Origin of the sequence: Metabacillus sp. 113a (genome assembly GCF_050107635.1) — a bacterium.
Lineage (GTDB): Bacteria > Bacillota > Bacilli > Bacillales > Bacillaceae > Metabacillus_B.
Genome location: NZ_JBNILJ010000028.1, coordinates 1 through 17,201, shown reverse-complemented (window position 1 = coordinate 17,201; position 17,201 = coordinate 1). Strand labels below are relative to the sequence as shown.

General features: G+C 44.1%; 15 protein-coding genes and 1 pseudogene. 3 read left to right on the top strand and 13 right to left on the bottom strand.

The window, feature by feature from the left end:
- Nucleotides 1-478: 478 nt before the first annotated feature.
- On the bottom strand, nt 479-1,105 hold the full coding sequence (locus ACQCVE_RS19360) for an FMN-dependent NADH-azoreductase (protein WP_426846998.1): 627 nt from the start codon (nt 1,103-1,105) through the stop codon (nt 479-481).
- A 204-nt stretch (nt 1,106-1,309) separates the two neighbouring features.
- Here ACQCVE_RS19360 and ACQCVE_RS19355 point away from each other — a divergent pair, with 204 nt between their 5' ends.
- Together ACQCVE_RS19355 and ACQCVE_RS19350 are read left to right on the top strand one after the other, a co-directional pair.
- Entirely contained in the window at nt 1,310-1,732 is a 423-nt protein-coding gene (locus ACQCVE_RS19355) for a pyridoxamine 5'-phosphate oxidase family protein (protein ID WP_426846999.1), read from the top strand.
- A gap of 64 nt (nt 1,733-1,796) precedes the next feature.
- Nucleotides 1,797-2,429 (top strand): ThuA domain-containing protein, encoded by a 633-nt coding sequence (locus tag ACQCVE_RS19350; RefSeq protein ID WP_426863660.1) that lies wholly within the window; start codon nt 1,797-1,799, stop codon nt 2,427-2,429.
- A gap of 477 nt (nt 2,430-2,906) precedes the next feature.
- On the opposite strand, the gene ACQCVE_RS19345 is transcribed toward ACQCVE_RS19350, so the two are convergent.
- From ACQCVE_RS19345 to ACQCVE_RS19335, 3 genes are read right to left on the bottom strand one after another with little or no spacing between them, the layout of a single operon-like run.
- Nucleotides 2,907-3,656, bottom strand: a complete 750-nt coding sequence (locus tag ACQCVE_RS19345; protein ID WP_426863659.1) for an amino acid ABC transporter ATP-binding protein — start codon at nt 3,654-3,656, stop codon at nt 2,907-2,909.
- Nucleotides 3,657-3,668: 12 nt separating this feature from the next.
- Entirely contained in the window at nt 3,669-4,334 is a 666-nt protein-coding gene (locus ACQCVE_RS19340; RefSeq protein ID WP_426847002.1) for an amino acid ABC transporter permease, read from the bottom strand.
- A 32-nt stretch (nt 4,335-4,366) separates the two neighbouring features.
- Entirely contained in the window at nt 4,367-5,155 is a 789-nt protein-coding gene (locus ACQCVE_RS19335; RefSeq protein ID WP_426863658.1) for a transporter substrate-binding domain-containing protein, read from the bottom strand.
- A gap of 211 nt (nt 5,156-5,366) precedes the next feature.
- Between ACQCVE_RS19335 and ACQCVE_RS19330 the strand changes: the two genes are divergently transcribed.
- Nucleotides 5,367-6,839, top strand: coding sequence for a methyl-accepting chemotaxis protein (locus ACQCVE_RS19330; protein ID WP_426863657.1), 1,473 nt, complete (start codon nt 5,367-5,369; stop codon nt 6,837-6,839).
- Between the two features lie 457 nt (nt 6,840-7,296).
- Here the strand turns inward: ACQCVE_RS19330 and ACQCVE_RS19325 are convergent, their stop codons facing one another.
- The 9 genes and pseudogenes from ACQCVE_RS19325 to ACQCVE_RS19285 all read right to left on the bottom strand — a co-directional run.
- The gene (locus ACQCVE_RS19325; RefSeq protein ID WP_426863656.1) at nt 7,297-8,304 is read right to left on the bottom strand and encodes a LacI family DNA-binding transcriptional regulator; all 1,008 of its coding nucleotides are present in this window, start codon (nt 8,302-8,304) and stop codon (nt 7,297-7,299) included.
- 83 nt (nt 8,305-8,387) lie between these two features.
- Entirely contained in the window at nt 8,388-9,026 is a 639-nt protein-coding gene (locus tag ACQCVE_RS19320) for a bifunctional 4-hydroxy-2-oxoglutarate aldolase/2-dehydro-3-deoxy-phosphogluconate aldolase (RefSeq protein ID WP_426863655.1), read from the bottom strand.
- Nucleotides 9,027-9,099: 73 nt separating this feature from the next.
- Nucleotides 9,100-10,065 (bottom strand): sugar kinase, encoded by a 966-nt coding sequence (locus ACQCVE_RS19315; RefSeq protein WP_426863654.1) that lies wholly within the window; start codon nt 10,063-10,065, stop codon nt 9,100-9,102.
- Between the two features lie 224 nt (nt 10,066-10,289).
- On the bottom strand, nt 10,290-11,459 hold the full coding sequence (yhbH, locus tag ACQCVE_RS19310) for a sporulation protein YhbH (protein WP_426863653.1): 1,170 nt from the start codon (nt 11,457-11,459) through the stop codon (nt 10,290-10,292).
- Nucleotides 11,460-11,750: 291 nt separating this feature from the next.
- Nucleotides 11,751-11,918 (bottom strand): hypothetical protein, encoded by a 168-nt coding sequence (locus tag ACQCVE_RS19305; RefSeq protein ID WP_426847009.1) that lies wholly within the window; start codon nt 11,916-11,918, stop codon nt 11,751-11,753.
- 659 nt (nt 11,919-12,577) lie between these two features.
- Nucleotides 12,578-14,473 carry a PrkA family serine protein kinase gene (locus tag ACQCVE_RS19300; protein ID WP_426847010.1) on the bottom strand — a complete coding sequence of 632 codons (1,896 nt, stop codon included), beginning with the start codon at nt 14,471-14,473 and terminating at the stop codon, nt 12,578-12,580.
- A 342-nt stretch (nt 14,474-14,815) separates the two neighbouring features.
- Nucleotides 14,816-15,298, bottom strand: coding sequence for a tRNA (uridine(34)/cytosine(34)/5-carboxymethylaminomethyluridine(34)-2'-O)-methyltransferase TrmL (trmL, locus tag ACQCVE_RS19295; RefSeq protein ID WP_426863652.1), 483 nt, complete (start codon nt 15,296-15,298; stop codon nt 14,816-14,818).
- A gap of 37 nt (nt 15,299-15,335) precedes the next feature.
- A complete protein-coding gene (locus ACQCVE_RS19290) occupies nt 15,336-16,226 on the bottom strand; it encodes an amidase domain-containing protein (protein WP_426847012.1) in 891 nt (296 codons plus the stop codon).
- A gap of 181 nt (nt 16,227-16,407) precedes the next feature.
- A pseudogene (locus ACQCVE_RS19285) lies at nt 16,408-17,058 on the bottom strand (YwqG family protein); the annotation flags it as partial.
- Between the last annotated feature and the right edge of the window lie 143 nt (nt 17,059-17,201).

Genomic DNA, 17,201 nt, shown 5'->3' with positions numbered 1-17,201 from the left:
AGATCGAAAGTACATGTATGACGGGCAAGAGAACTAAGTTCTCTCCCTTTATAAATTAATACCCTATCCAATTTATAAACTTGAAAACATTGTAATGAACTTTTACACAGAAAAATGGACTTGACCAGAATACGGACATTAAATCTCAAGTACGGACAATAAAATTAAAATACGGATCATATATGCTTATATATGACAACCCAAGGGCGGATTTCTCAACTCAGTACAGCGCAAACACGTTCGGACCATTTATAACAAACCAAGGGCCGAGCTTTGCACTCAAAAAGGTTCAAAAATGCCCGGATTTTGCATCTCGCTGGCAAACTTTCCGATCGATCTAAAGGAACGTCGGTCATTAGCTGCCGCAAACAGAGCAAAAAGTGCTCAGAGCAAACTCTGAGCACTTTTCCAGTTGCATTATTCTCTTCAGGAAGTATGGAGATTTGTGTAACTCTCATTTTCCTGCTGACCGCTTTAATTAGAAGCTTCTTGCAGCTTCCTTTGCATTTTCAACTGATTGATTGAAGATTTGATCTGCAGCTGATGGATCGGCTGCCATTCCTTCAGCAAGGATCACTTCAACGTCATTGATGCCAAGGAAGCTCATTACAGCGCGGAAATAGCTTTCCGTATGCTCCATGGATGCAGCAGGTCCTTCAGAATATACGCCTCCGCGAGCTTCGATCAGAACAACTTTTTTATCTCCGGAAAGACCGACCGGTCCATTTTCTGTATATTTGAATGTTTTTCCTGCTACAGCAATGGCATCAATATAAGCTTTCATCAATGGAGGGAATCCGAAATTCCACATTGGTGCAGCGAATACGACTTTATCTGCCTCCAGAAATTGATCAACCAGCTGGGAAAGACGGTCAATTTTGGCCTTTTCCGTATCAGTCAGTTCGTTACCGGACGCAAGTTTTCCCCATCCTCCGAGCACTTCTGCATCGATTAAAGGAAGATCTGTATTATATAGATCGAGGGTTTCTACTTGATCTCCAGGATTCTGGCTGTTGTATGCATCAAAAAATGCATTGGCCACCCGTGCGGAAAAAGACATTTCGTCGCCTTTTGGATTTGCTTTTACATATAGAATGTTTGCCATTATTATCTCTCCTTAAAATAGTCTTTAATAAAATATCTCAACTTCGAGATTTATTTTAAATCATGTGTACCATTATGTCAACTTGTTTGCTTTCCGCTTAAATTTTCGTTCAAAGAGAGAGTCAAATGCCTATCTAAAAGTTTTAAATAGCACCTATTAAGGGTAAATCCTAACTAAGCTATTGAATGGAAAGGATGAATGAACATGGATCAGCAGCAATTAAGAGAGCAGATTGTGAAGATTATTGACCAAAATAAAATCGGGACACTTGCAACGGTAAAGAACCGCAAGCCGCATTCCCGTTATATGACGTTTTTCAATGAAAATTTGACACTTTATACCCCGACGGATATAGAAACCCATAAGGTTGAAGAGATTGACGAGAACCCTAACGTCCACATTCTTCTTGGCTATGACGGCGAAGGTTTTGGTGATACGTTTGTAGAAGTGGAAGGCACAGCTTCAATTGAAAAATCAGAGGAGCTTAAACAGCGTTTATGGGATGACAATATGAAGATGTGGTTTGACGGACCAAACGATGAGAATTACATCATTTTAAAAATTGTACCTGATCAAATAAGACTGATGAATAAAAAAGGCGAGCCGCCTCATACACTGGAAGTATAACTCACTAAAATGGGCGGACAATCCGAGTTGATTGTCCGCCCATTTTGTTATGGAGGTTTTTGATTTGAAAAAAGCGCTGATACTTTACGGCGGACCCGAGTGGCATTCGCCGGAAAGTATGGCCCGATTCTCAGCTGAACATCTGCTGGCTGGCTTTGAAACGGAGCTTTCATCAGATTTGGCTATTTTAGAGTCCAGCCGCCTTCATGAATTTGATATCATCATTCCTTTATGGACTCAAGGTGAATTACAAGGTAATATGGAGTCCAATTTAATGGATGCCGTGGAGAAAGGCTTAGGTCTTGTCTCATGGCATGGCCTAACCGGCTCATTCAATAACAGTCTCCTTTTTAAAATGATGATAGGAGGTCTGTTTGTCGGACATCCGGGGAATTTCCTTGAGTATGAGGTCCTGGTTTCAAATGCAGACCCCCTTACTGAAGGACTTTCAAGCTTCTCTGTCTGTTCTGAGCAATATTACATGCTGACGGATCCCAATAATGAAGTCATTGCCCATACTATTGTAAACGGGGGCAATTTTCCTTGGCTTAAAGGAAATGCAATGCCCGTTGCCTGGAAGCGTTCCTGGGGGAAGGGCCGTATTTTTTATCACTCCATCGGACATTATCCAAGGGAGCTTGAAATACCTGAGGTGATGGAGCTAACAATCCGGGGAATACGCTGGGCTGCCAGATGAGAACGTTAGGAGGTGCCAAACCGATGCTTACCCGCTGCAGTGAAGCATCGGACTGGCACTTTACCTGCAAGAATAATAGCAACACATGGTTGCTCTTCATTACCGCTTTCTTTGCTCATGCTTATGCTTTTATTAATTCTTTACATGTAATCATTTCTTTTTCAATCGCAGTTACCTTATAGCAACTTCAGGCGGCGCAATGCATCTTGAGGTCTCACCTGGCCCGTTCCTTTAAACAGGGGTTTCTTTCTCATTCATTTGCATTTGTATTGGAAAACTGCAACTCTAAAAAAAGAGCCTTTTCAAATCGTAAATTGACCAAGCAAAACAGACAGAAAAAAAGCTTGAGGCTTTTTCCCCAAACTTTTTTCTGTTACTTTTTCTATGGTAAACTTGCTGCTCATTTCCGCTTCAGTCTTTTCCTGACAGTCAACCCTGCAAATGGGAATCAATCAGCAGCTTCTATTCACTTAGCCATTAGGTAAAAGAAGTGGACATCAAAAATTCCTTCGAACGCTCTTCCTTCGGATTGTCAAAGAATTCATCCGGCGTTCCTCTCTCGACGATGCGTCCTTCATGCATATAAATGATGGAATCGGCGACCTCGCGTGCGAAGCCCATTTCATGGGTGACGACGATCATCGTTTTTCCTTCCTCAGCGAGCTGCTTCATCGTTTCAAGCACTTCTCCCACGAGTTCAGGATCCAGCGCGGAGGTTGGTTCGTCAAACAGCATGATGTCCGGTTCCATCGCAAGCGCTCTTGCTATCGCTACCCGCTGCTTTTGCCCTCCGGAAAGCTTACTCGGATATACATCTGCTTTGTCTTCAAGACCTACTTTTTTCAGGAGGTCCTTACCGATTTGAACTGCTTTTTCCTTGTTCATTTTCTTCACCGTTAGCGGAGCCTCAATGACATTTCCTAACACCGTTTTATGAGGAAAAAGGTGAAAATGCTGGAAGACCATCCCTACCTTTTGCCGTACTTCATTGATGTTGTGCGATTCTTTTTTTACTTCCTCGCCTTCGAGAATGACTTTGCCGTTGTCTCTCTTTTCCAGGAAGTTCAGACAGCGGAGAAGTGTACTTTTTCCGGATCCGCTGGCGCCGATCAGGCATACGACTTCACTTTCATAAACCGTCATATCAATGTCCTTTAATACATGCAGATCTCCGAAGGACTTGTTCAGCTTCTCTACCTTAATCATTTCTCTTTCCGTTGATTGCATAGCTTCCTCCCCCTACCGGTCACTGACAGCCAGTTTTTTCTCAATTCTATTGACGATAAATGTTAAGATGGCCACCAGGATTAAGTAATAAACTGCAACAATCAGCAAGTATGTCATTTCATCAAAATTATTGGATCCGAGCGTCGTCGCAACGTTAAATAATTCGTTCATTGAAATAAAGGCCGCGAGTGAGGAATCCTTCAGTCCGATAATGAACTGATTACCAAGCGGAGGCAATGCACGTCTGAATGCCTGCGGAAGGACGATGCGGCGCATCGCCACAGCTTTGGTCATCCCAAGTGACCGTCCCGCTTCCATTTGCCCTTTGTCAATCGATTGAATGGTTCCTCTGAATATTTCAGCGATATAGGCACCATTGTGGAAGGCAAGCGCAAGCGAAGCGGCCCAGAAATCTGGAAGCAAAAAGATTCCGCTTATCCCGAAATATAAAATGAAAATCTGAACAATTAATGGTGTTCCGCGTACTAAATAAATATAGGCATCTGATATAAACCCGAGCGGCTTAACACCGGATATTTTAAGTAAGGCAAAAAACAACCCGATGACAATCCCAATAAGAATGGAGACTACCGTTAGCTGCAGGGTGAGCAGCATGGCTTTTAAAAAAACATCATAGCTTTCTCCGAATACTTGAAAAAAGTGCGAAAAACTAGGCAATGATCCGACTCCCTCTCTTTATCAGTTAATTTTTATTCCTCTGCTGCAGGTTCTTTTGTAATGTCATCCCCAAAAAACTCCATGCTGATTTTGGCAAGTGTTCCATCCTTGCGCAAATTTTCCAGAGCTTCATTCACCTTTTCTTCCATGAGCGGATTGTTTTCAGGAATAACAACCGCCTGGGCACTTCGTTCAATCAGCTCCTGGCCTGTAATTTCGAATCCTTCTTTAGCGGCGCTGCGGCCAGTTACGAAATCCGTGATTACAGCATCATGCCTGCCTCCACTCAGTGCCTTTAAAGCAGTTATGTCACTATCATAAATTTTTACATTTCCTGTATATTCCTTCGCTATACTAGCGTATGTAGAACCCTTTGCAGCAGCAACTTCTTTCCCTTCCAGATCCTCTGTTGTTTTTATATCACTATCTTCCCTCGTGAAAATCTGGGGACCTGAATAGTAATAGGGTGTAGAAAACCGGACATGTTTTGCGCGCTGTTCATTAATGGTGTGGCTGGCTACTGCCACATCTGCCCTTCCTGTTTTAACTCCTTCTACAATCCCTTTAAACTTTATTCTTTTCGGAACAGGCTTTAGCCCAAGCTCCTTTGCTATCGCCTTCCCCACTTCCACATCAAAACCGGTCATCGTCATGTCATCCCGGACATAGCTGAACGGTTTAAATTCACCGGAAGCAGCGAAGATAAATTCTCCTTCATTTACAAGCTCAAGGCCATCTTCGCCTTGATCTTTTTCGGCGCAGCCTGTAAGCAATGCTGCCATCATCATGACAGCCATCAGCCAAATCGATACTTTCTTCATTCGAATACCATGGCTCCCTTCCATATTTATTTTGGGTATGACCCAATGGTTGTACATACCCATTTTTAGAATTTTTTAATCTTTTCTGACGATTTTACTGGAAAATTTCTCTTTTTTTCTAATCATTTTTTAGCTTTTACCGATAAAAAAAAGAAAGGGATAAACGTTTCCCCTCAAAAGAATTAATATACCATTGAAAGCAGGGAAGAAGATGAAAGCTGTAGAACAGGTTCAGCAAAAAGATTTAATGAAGAAAAACGTGCTTTTATTTGTTACATTTTTACTATCAATTGGAACCGCTTTCTTTAAAACCTTCAGCTATGGGCAAGGTGACAAAGCCCTGTTTTATATGACAGAGATGGTTTCATTTTCTGTCTTGTTTGTTCTTGTATTATTTGTTTTTAGAAAACCGGCACTTTACCCTATTTTGGCTGTCCTGCTTATATCCGGATTTACATGTTCCTCGATCTTTATTATCGGAGCTACGATTGAGTTAATTCCCGTCCTGTTTGTGCTAAGCTTGATTTCAGCTATTCATTTTAATCAAGTTGTGTTTGCGATCGGATACTCTCTGGGCTTCATTACATTTCTGCTAAATGCCCTAAACATCCCACTGACGCCGGAAACGCAGTCACTCATTACAACTTCAGCTCTTGGGTATATTTTATCCGGAATTATTCTTGGAGTCCTGATTTACTTAGCTGCAAGGCTTTCAAAACAGATTAGCGTCCTCATGACCGAAACCGAAAGCAGATCACTCGAGCAGGCTAAACAAAAGACTGAGCTTGAGCAGAAGGTAAAAAGTATGATTGGTGATATCACGAAGGTGAACGAACGGATACAGGCCAACCGCATTTCTCAGGAAGAGATGAAGATTGTAATCAATGAAGTGGCTTCGGGCAGCCTTTCTCAAGCTGAGCAAATAGGGGGAATTGCTGAGAATGCCAATCATACCGTGGAATCAATGGAACATTTATTTACCGTATCAACCGGCCTTGAGGGGCGGTCAATGAAAGCAGGTCAAGTAGTAGATGAAAGCCGGGTTCACATGAACGGACTGCATGAAGACATGAATGAATTGGGTAATATTCTTAAAAGCTTAAATCAGACCTTTGAAACCCTCTCCAACACCATCAAAGAAACAAATAGCTTTACGGGCACGATTAAAGGAATTACGGATCAGACCAACCTGCTGGCACTGAACGCTTCGATTGAAGCGGCAAGAGCAGGGGAAGCCGGAAAAGGATTTGCCGTAGTTGCTGAGGAAATAAGGAAGTTAGCTGACATGAGCAGCCAAACCACCGATCACATTCACCAAAATCTGAACAAGCTCAACCAAAACAATTCCGATGCTTTAAGCAAACTCGGCCAAAGCAGTGAATTTATTAGAAAAGGACAGCAATCAGCAGAAATGGCTGCAGATTCCTTTCAGCAAACAGCTGAAGTATTTGAACATCTGAGCGGTCAAGTCCAGTCCTTAAAAGAACTTGCAAATCAGGTAAAAGGAAAATCCGGTTTAGTTGAAATTTCCACCAGTGAACTCGCCGCTGTCATTGAGCAATCCACTGCAAGTTTGGAAGAAATGACGGCAACGGTAGAAACGCTGAATAACGATAATATATTGATAGCTGAATTAATGGATGATACAGCTGTAAAAGCAAAAAGTATGATTTCCGCCTCATAATGTGCTTGTCCGAGCTGCATAATAATGATACATTCGAAGGAACTGCCTGAGAGAAAACAGCGGGAAGAATGAGCTTGGAGCATACATTCGGAGTACGAAAGAATTGACCGGGAGACTTCTGCAGGGGAAGCGGGACAGGTGAGATCCCGCAATGTCCAAGCCGGGGGGAGACTCACTGCCTTCCCCTGGGTAAGCGACGGCTGCAGGAATCAACAGGCACGTGTAAAAGAAAAAATATCAAATAATGTTTCCCTAACAAGCTTGTAAATGCGAAACGGAACAATTGGAGGCCTTACCCAATGAAAAAGAATTTAATGTGGGCTGCAGGGATTCTTGCAGGAATTATCCTCTATAGTTTTATTAAAATCGTCTTTTTTGAATAGAGATGAAAATACTATACGTTAAGAGTGCTCAGACCAAGTAATGGATGCTGGGCACTTTTTATCGTGCGAATTTCTTATTCTTCCTTAAGGACAGAAGACCCCCGAACGATCATTTCAGCCGGAAACACATACGTACCTATTTTTGCTGAGCGGCCGCTGATTTGCTCATAAAGGAGCTCTCCGGCCATCAGCCCCATTTCATAAGCGGGCTGATTAATAATGGTAAGAGATGGTTCAGAAAAGGCAGCCAATTCAATGTTATCAAACACTACGAGAGCTAAATCTTTCCCTATTCGGATTTGATGCTTGCGGGCAAATTTCATGATTTCAAAATAGGTCAAATCGTTTCCGGCTATTAATGCAGTTGGACCATTCCCTTCAGCAAACATACTTTCAAGTTCTGTAACCATCGCTCTGATTTCCGTTGACCGAACGAGATGATCATAAACTTTGCCTCCGTGCTTTCTCACTGCTTCTTTAAATCCCTCTATCCGTTCCCGGCGCGGGTAAATGGTTAGTGGAGGAGTAAGGATGGCAAGCTTGCTGTGACCTTCGGCTATTAAATGATGTACTGCCTGGTCCAGCGCATCGCGGTTATCCACCACCACTGTATTTACCTGAATTCCAGCTATTTTTCGATCAGCGAAAACAACCGGATAACTTTCATCTTCCAATCTTTTATAAAGCTCCGTATTTTTCTCTGCTGGGAATATGACCAGTCCATCCACCTGTCTCGCTCTCAAGTTATTGATGTATTTTTTCTCCTTTTCCTGATCATCATAGGAGTTGCAGAAAATGACCTGAATGTCTTTTTCATGAAAATAATCTTCAATGGCTCTGCTCATTTCAGTTGAAACGGTATGCACAATGTTGGCTGCTACAATCCCGATCAGTGAGGTCCGTTTTTGTTTCAGGCTTCTTGCAATGTAATTGGGATGATAGCCAAGCTCATCAATCGCAGCCTTGATTCGGTCCTTCGTTTCCCGGCTCATGTACTCATATCGGCCATTTAGAAATTGTGAGACTGTACTTTTGCTGATCCCTGCAGCCTTCGCTACATCTGCCATCGTTACGCGATTCATGTCATCCGCCCTCTTGTCTCTAGATTCCTTCTCTATATTACTGGAGAACCTGTAGATATCCAACTAACAAAAGGACATATCTGCTACCTAACTTGAAACCCCTGTACAATCTCATAAAACAAACGTGCACGGTCTGTAAGCTGAATCAAGCTTTGGGCATCAGCCTCCATTCTGCCATCTACGAGAGTACTGCCTGCACCCACTGCCGCTGCTCCTGCTCTCATAAAAGCTTCTGCATTATCGAGCCCGATTCCGCCTGTAGGCATGAGCGGAATATGAGGCAGCGGTCCCGCTACAGCCTTCAAATAGTCCGGACCAAGCACATTGGCAGGGAAGACCTTCACCAGGTCTGCTCCTGCTTCATAGGCCGCGAGTATTTCAGTCGGCGTCATTGCACCGGGAACACTGATGACCCCATACCGTTTCGCCATCCGGATTGTTTCGGGATTAATAGTCGGAGAAAAAATGAATTTCGCTCCTGCCATAATGGCTGTTCTTGCTGATTCCGGGTCGAGTACAGTGCCCGCTCCTACCAGGACCTCATCATGGAACTCTCCATTCAGGCGCTCAATCACCTTAATTGCTTTTGGATTTTCCATTGTAATTTCCATGGCTGTTACACCACCTTCTTTGAGAGCCCGTGCAATCGGAATGATTGTTTCAGGATTTGCTCCCCGGATCACGGCAACCACACCGCTTTGTTGAATGGTATTTTTCCTCATTCTTCTTCCTCCTGTTTTCGAATTAAACATGGATTGCATTTAGGCAACTGCCTATAGCTGTTACGCTGCCTTTTCATACTCTATCTGCTTCCCTTACATGAGAATTCATATATTGAACGAGCTGCTCCCTTGATGGATAGCCGTCACTATCACCGATTGATTGCACCGCCATTGCACCAATCGCATTTCCCCTTTTAACACACTCCGCCATTGGAAGCCCTTCCAAAATACCACTTACAAAACCCGCGGCAAAACCATCTCCAGCGCCTACCGTATCCATCACGTTCTCAACCTTGTATCCGCTGACCAGCCCCTTCCCTTCAGCCGATTTGAAAAAGGCTCCCTCAGGTCCAAGCTTGACTGCAACTCCTTTAACTCCCTGCTCCAGATAAAAATCAGCGATTGACTCAGGGTCGCGGGATCCGGTTAGTATGAATCCTTCCTCTGCACCCGGGAGAACAAAATCTGCCTGGAAGGCTGCCAGATTGATTTCTTTGACCATTTCTTCTCTAGAGCCCCAAAGTGCAAGCCTTACATTCGGATCAAACGAAACCGTTTTGCCCGCTTCCTTCATCAGGGTCAGCACTTGATGGGAGAATGCTTTTACACTCGCAGACAAGGCTAAGGGAATTCCGGTTAAATGAAGATGACGGGCCGAGAGGAAATATCCGCTGTTCGCCTCCTCAGGAGACATAGTGCTTGCAGCTGATCCTTTGCGGAAGTATTGAACCTCAGGATCCCCTTCTACTGCCTTTGATTTAATCAGGAAGCCTGTTGCATACCGTGAATCTTTAAGGACGCACTCTGTATTAACCCCTTCCTTTTCCAGCCGCTTCATAATAAATTCACCAAATGAATCCTGCCCGACCTTGCTTGCCCAGCCGCTCTTGAAGCCAAGTCTGGCAATTCCTATCGCAGTATTCGTTTCGGCACCGGCTAGTGATCGTGTGAAATGCTCTGCTTCACTTAGCGGTCCCGCCTCATCGGCTATAAACATGGCCATCGCTTCTCCGAACGTTACAACATCCAATGCTTTCATCCAATCCACTCCCCTTTTTCATCATGATATTTCGGAACCGAAACGTTTACCCCGTTTGCACCCGTACTAAATCGGTTTAGTAAATCGGTATGATCTTAGCTTACTATGTTGTAAGCGCTTTTACAATGTACTTCTCAGACTATTTATCTACCCTATGGATTTAACAGCATCTGTACATTGTAAAAATCAAAAAAGCCCTTGCGCACGCCGCGCAGGGCTCCTGTTCAGCTGCTCATCTCAGCTGCTTCTTTTCTGAAAAAACTCTTCATTGCATGGAAGACATCGGCTTTTTGCTTGAGGATATAATAGCGGAAATGTTCATTGGTGATATTTTTGTATGCGGACATCAGCGTTGAATGACGGTTATACTGGTTAACCTCTCCGTAACCGAACATATTGGACACCTTCATGAGATCACCTACAAGCTTGACGCACCTGGCATTATCAGAAGTAAGGTTGTCGCCGTCGGAAAAATGAAAAGGATAGATATTGTAGCGTGAAGGCTGGTATTTTTCATCGATGATCTCCAGAGCTTTCCTATAGACCGATGAACAAATCGTTCCGCCGCTTTCTCCTTTATTGAAAAATTCTTCTTCTGAAACAACTTTTGCTTCGGTGTGGTGGGCAATGAATTCAATTTCCACGTGCTCGTATTTTGTCCTTAGAAACCTTGTCATCCAGAAGAAAAAGCTCCTGGTCATATACTTTTCCCATAGGCCCATACTGCCGCTTGTGTCCATCATTGCAAGCACTACGGCCTTCGATTCAGGCTTGATTACTTCATTCCACGTTTTGAATTTTAAATCCTCCGGATAAATCGGGTAAAATTGCGCCTTTCCCTTCATGGCATTTCGCTTATATGCAGACATCATTGTACGCTTCTTATCTATATTTCCCATAAGGCCAGTTTTCCGGATATCATTAAATTCAATATTTTCAACAATGCTGTCTGCCATTTCCTTGCGTTTAAGATTTGGCAGTTCAAGCTCTTTAAACAGAGCTTCCTGGAGCTCCATTAACGAAACTTCCGCCTCATAATAATCTTCCCCTGCCTGATCTCCTGCTCCCTGTCCCTTTCCAGGCCCCTGTCCCTGCTGTGATCCATCCCTTGCAACTACGTCTCCCACCTGGCTATCGCCGTCACCCTGGCCTACATGTTTGTTTTTATCATAATTGTATCGAATCTTATATTCATCGAGTGAGCGAATTGGAATTTTCACTACGTTTTTACCATTTGACATAATGATGCTTTCCTCTGTAATCAGGTCAGGCAAATTATTCTTAATGGCTTCCTGAACCTTTTCCTGATGCCTCTGCTGGTCGTCATAGCCTTTGCGGTGGAGGGACCAATCTTCATTTGAAATGACAAAGTTGCTAGCGTCTCCTTTTGACATATTCCCCTTCCCCTCCAAACTTTTTTAAAAAAACTTTCTGGCTTTCTTCACCGATGATCGATCTGCTGCATATGATGGCGGTGAATGTAATTCTACCCGTTGGCTGAAATTTTGAGATTACTCTATCCTATGCGATGGATATGGATAATTGACAAACAATTATGAAAATTGGGCATCCCTTGCAAAATGATTAGACAAGGGTATTTGGCAACCATATGGGCAGATTTTATCCACAAGAAAGTTTTTCTCATCAAAAAAACCCTTGCTTCCCAAAGCAAGGGTTTCTCCATATTATTTTTCCTTTTCTTCTTTATGCTGATCCGGATCCGGTGTCTTGCCGGATTTTTTCACTTCCTGATTCGTTTTCATATGCTCCATGATTTTAGATTGTTCGACCAGATCGTCCATATCGCGGACACTAGAACTCTCTTTTGATTTATTAGGATTCTTTTGATCCATGAGTATCACTCCTTGGATGAGTATATAAAGTGTTTACCCGGTTAGGCAGCAGTTAAAACAGATGGCTGCTGCTGAGGGATTGTTTTGCCTGGATGAATCAGCAGCTTATATACGCAAAATAGGATCTAATCCAGCTTTGCTGGTCCCCTGCTGCCGGTTAGCGCCGCCTCGCCTGTCGCTTTGTTATGCTGTGGTGACAAGCCTTGCCTCCGTCCCCTTCCTGAAAGGCCTTGCCTCCGTCCCCCGCCCTGCTAAAGCATTAAACCTCCGTCCCCTTCCTGAAAGGCCTTGCCTCCGTCCCCCGCCCTGCTAAAGCATTAAACCTCCGTCCCCTTCCTGAACGCAACCTTGCAGCACAAGGGGCGGAACAGTCTTTCCTCTGTCCCTGATATTGCGGAAAAAAGGGGACGGAGGCTGCCTCCGACCCCAATTATGTCTACTGGCTTCCCTCCGTCCCCCAATCATAATAAGCATTGGGAGAGAAGGGAAAAGGGACATCTGCCTCCAGCCCCCGGCGCTTTCCCGCAACGGGGGACGGAGGCATGCATAACCAACCCCGGCGCTTTCCCGCGACGGGGACGGAGGCACAAAAATAACGAATCCCGGACATTCTCTATCCGCCCAACTCAAAAAAGCCAGGTTTCCCCGGCTCGCGTTCTTTATCTGTTCAGCAGACTCCCTACATACCTGAGCAGTTCGTTCGCAGAGGTAGAATTGTACCCATGCTCGTCAATCAAACGCTTGACGACTTCGTTAACCTTCTTCAGCTGCTGCTCATCCGGAGTCTTGGATGAGGTCGTAATTTTAACAACGTCCTTCAGATCCGCAAACAGCTTTTTCTGAATTGCTTCGCGCAGTCTTTCGTGGGAATTGTAATCAAAGCGTTTTCCTTTGCGTGCATAAGCGGAGATACGGATCAGGATTTCTTCGCGGAATGCTTTTTTCGCATTTTCAGAAATGCCGATCTGCTCCTCGATCGAACGCATTAATTTGTCGTCCGGATTCATTTCTTCACCAGTGAGCGGGTCACGCAGCTTATTCTTGTTGCAGTATGCTTCAACGTTATCCAAATAGTTTTCCATGAGGGTTTTTGCAGACTCTTCATAAGAATACACAAACGCTTTTTGTACTTCTTTTTTCGCAATGTCGTCATACTCTTTACGGGCGACGGAAATGAAGTTCAGGTAACGCTCCCGGTCTTCCTGTGAGATGGAAGGATGCTGGTCAAGCCCTTCCTTTAATGAGCGGAGAACATCGAGAGCATTGATCGACGGATTCTCCTTCCGGATGATGGTTGAGGATATCCGGTTGATCACGTAACGGGGATCAATGCCGCTCATTCCCTCATCCTGGTATTCTTTTTTCAGGTCTTCCAGATCTACTGAATTGTAGCCTTCCACGCTTTCCCCATCATACAGTCTCATCTTTTTCACTAAATCGATGTCCCCGCGTTTTGCTTCCTTCAGCCTTGTCAGAATAGAGAACATCGCAGCTACTTTCAGAGTGTGCGGCGCAATATGGACATCGTTTACGTCACTTTCGCTGATCATTTTATCGTAGATCCGCTCTTCCTCTGTCACTCTCAGGTTATACGGAATCGGTATAACGATGATTCTTGAGTGAAGAGCTTCATTTTTTTTGTTGGAAATAAAGGATCGGTATTCCGTTTCATTCGTATGCGCTACGATTAGCTCGTCAGCGCTGATTAACGCAAACCGTCCTGCCTTAAAATTCCCTTCCTGCGTCAGGGACAGCAAGTGCCATAAGAATTTCTCATCACACTTCAGCATCTCCTGGAATTCCATCATGCCGCGGTTTGCTTTATTAAGCTCTCCATCGAAGCGGTAGGCGCGCGGGTCCGATTCAGAGCCGTATTCGGCAATGGTCGAGAAATCAATGCTTCCCGTTAAATCTGCAATATCCTGGGATTTCGGATCGGATGGACTGAACGTGCCAATTCCTACCCGCTTATCTTCCGAGAAAAAGATACGTTCCACAACAACATCTTCAATCCGTCCGCCATATTCCTCCTGAAGTCTCATCATATTAAGCGGAGAAAGGTTTCCTTCAATCCGGATTCCGTATTCCTCATAAAAATCCTGCCGCAAATGATGCGGGATTAAATGCAGGGCATCCTCATGCATCGGGCAGCCTTTTATGGCAAAAACCGAGCCGTTATCTGTATGGGAGTACTTTTCAAGCCCTCTCTTGAGCATCGTGACTAGGGTGGATTTCCCGCCGCTCACAGGACCCATCAGCAGGAGAATTCTCTTCCTTACATCCAGGCGTTTTGCAGCCGGATGAAAATACTCTTCTACAAGTCTTTCAAGTGCTTCCTCAAGACCGAAAAGCTGCTGATCAAAAAATTTGTACGTTTTAACGCCATTCACTTCTTCAATTCCAAAGTCTTTGATCATATTATAAACCCGAGAGTGAGCAGATTGGGCAACGTATGGACGGGTTTTCAATATCTCCAAATATTCTACGAAGGTTCCTTCCCATTTTAAACGCTCTTCATCTTCTCTGTACCTTTCGATCTTCTTTAAGATATCCATAAGGACCTCCTTCATCTTTGGTGCTTCATAGAGATTATTAAACTTTATGAAGAAAGGAGGCTTATCATTCTTGTTTTTCTGATTGTGTGCCAAGCAATCGATATGACTGAAATTTATGAAAAAGGGAGAAAAAGACAGCGAATACAATTCACAGCGCTTACATAATGCCGTATAATTGAAAGTATCCGCTTGGACTACTACCTTTAGGAGGGCTTTTATGAAGACCGCACTTATGCTAGGTGTCTGCATTACGTTCCTCGTCTCCATTTTTACAGCAGGATATAACGATAAACCGAAAATCCGCAAATAAAAAAACGGCCTTCACCAGGAAGGCCGTTTTCTTCATGTTAGATCAAGGTAATTCTGCTGACGCAGTGCTTCGTAAACCAGGATGGCTGCTGTATTGGAAAGGTTGAGGGAACGGACATGCTCCGTCATTGGAAGCCGCAGGCACCGATCCATGTTTTCATCGATAAGATCTCTTGGCAGTCCTGTTGTTTCCTTACCAAAAACAAAGAAATAATCTTTCTGCAGATCAGTGTAATCAAATACGGTATGAGCCTGCTTGCCGTGCTTCGTTAAAAAGAAAAATTCTCCCGCAGCATACTCATCAAACAACTCTTGGAGTGAATCATGATAGCGCACATTTACATGCTCCCAGTAATCCAGACCGGCGCGTTTCAGCATTTTATCATCCGTCGAAAATCCGAGCGGGCGGATCAAATGAAGGACTGTATTCGTTGCTGCACATGTACGGGCAATATTCCCTGTATTGGCAGGAATCTCTGGCTGATACAATACTACGTGTAATCCCAAAATGGTCACCTCTATTAAATTTCAATCCCAATCATTATACCACGCTTTAGCTTTTCTCAGAATCGTCCTGTATCCGGTAAAACGAATAGCGGATATTCGGTGTATAGGCAGTTGAATCCTTGTACGACCAGTACCTCATCCGGCTGTTTGAGGTCTGGGCATTCACAAGGGGCATATTGTTTTTATCTTTAGCCACGACGAACGTTGTGTGATCAAAACGGCCGTCCCCTTGGAAATCATAGCAAACCACATCTCCCGGACGAAGCTCTTCGGCGGAGCCGGCCTTTACTGCACGGAGCCCTGCTTTTGAACGCGGCAAAAACAAATTCATCGAATGGGCAACCGCCCAGCTGTAGCTCCATGCGTTATTCTGCATCCACCAGCCAGTCCCTTTGCCGGGATACCCTCTCATCTGGGCTCCGCCGCTATGAAGACATTGGGAAACAAAGTTTGTGCAATTTACCTCGAAATTTTTATATCGATTATTATGGCTGTTCCACCAGCGCTCCGCATATTGAACCGCCGCCATCCGGTCATACATGAAGCCTTTTCTTTCTGACGGTTCTGTATTCGATAGGGGTGCATCGTCCGTTTCTGATGGGCGGCTTACTTCCTGGTCCTCTAACACTTCTTTGTCTGTCATCAAGGCGAAGCGGCGTCCTATTTTTTCTTCCATATAGAAGGAATCATCATTTTGAATGAGCCATCGCTCATGAAGAAGATAATGAACGTGCTGAAGATCGCGCTGCTCCTCAATACCGGTTACTTTAATCCTTGAACTCCCTTTGACAGCCATCGTTTTCCGTTCAATCAGTTCCGCCGCTTTCCTTTCAAGTGACTGCTTTTCAAGATCCTGCAAATATGGAAAGTGCCTCGCCTTTCCATTTACTATATAATCCAGCCGGCCTTCTGCAGCCGTTCTTAGCAGTTCTTCCATTCCGATCCCCCGCCTTCCATTCTTCTTTTCTAGAATATGAATGGAAAGCCTGCGGTAGCCGTAATTTTCAGTATTTCAAATGAAAGGAGCACCTGACTTGAACGATAAACCTGGTGTACTAAAAGAGTCAAAACATTTAAGGCCTTACCGATTGATCCCCGTCAGCCGTAAATGGCGCCTGTTAATGGCAATCCCAGTTATAAAGGATGTTTTTAAAGTTTTTATTTACCAAATCATTCTTCGAAATGAAGAAATTCGCTACACCAGCATCTCCCCACATTAGATCAATTCGATCATCTGTATCAATCTGAATCAGGGTAATCAGGTGATTTTCAAAGCCTTCTGTCTCATCTCTCGGATCATATTGGGTAAAAAACGGATACCCGCCCAGTTTGTGCCCCTGGCCGGATAAGGCTTCCCAAAGAACTTCTTCAATTTCAGGTTCTTCCTCCAAATCGATTTCTGCTTTTTCAAACCGAAAATCACAGGAGGAGATCGTTTCTGCCGACTTTTCAAAGGAAAGGACCGCTTCTCCCTTTATAGGAAAATCTTCCTCTCCGCTGCTATGTAAATAGGAAAAATCCGTTACGATCTTTTCAGCATCAAGGATTTCTTCATGATAAAGAATTCTAAAGTTTTTTTGGCTTGCAGGATAATCAAAGTCTAAGCCGTATACGTCATCATTTGAAGAGAGATAGAATTGGAGGATGCCGCGCTCCGGGAAGTCTTCAAGCCTGGGGACTTCGCTGAAATTGATTTGTGCGATTAGTTTCAGTGGCTGTCCATTTTCATCTGCAGGATGTTCAACGTTTTTGGGAAGATAAGGGAAACCACCGAATTTACTTTGATTGAGACTCCCACGGCTAAAGCCGCAAGCCCTACACCTTACGGTGTGACGGGTGGGATTCTTGAATGACTAAACGTTCGCAGTCCATTTCTGTTTTGAACAGCCTTCAAGACAGGGGCATCTCATTG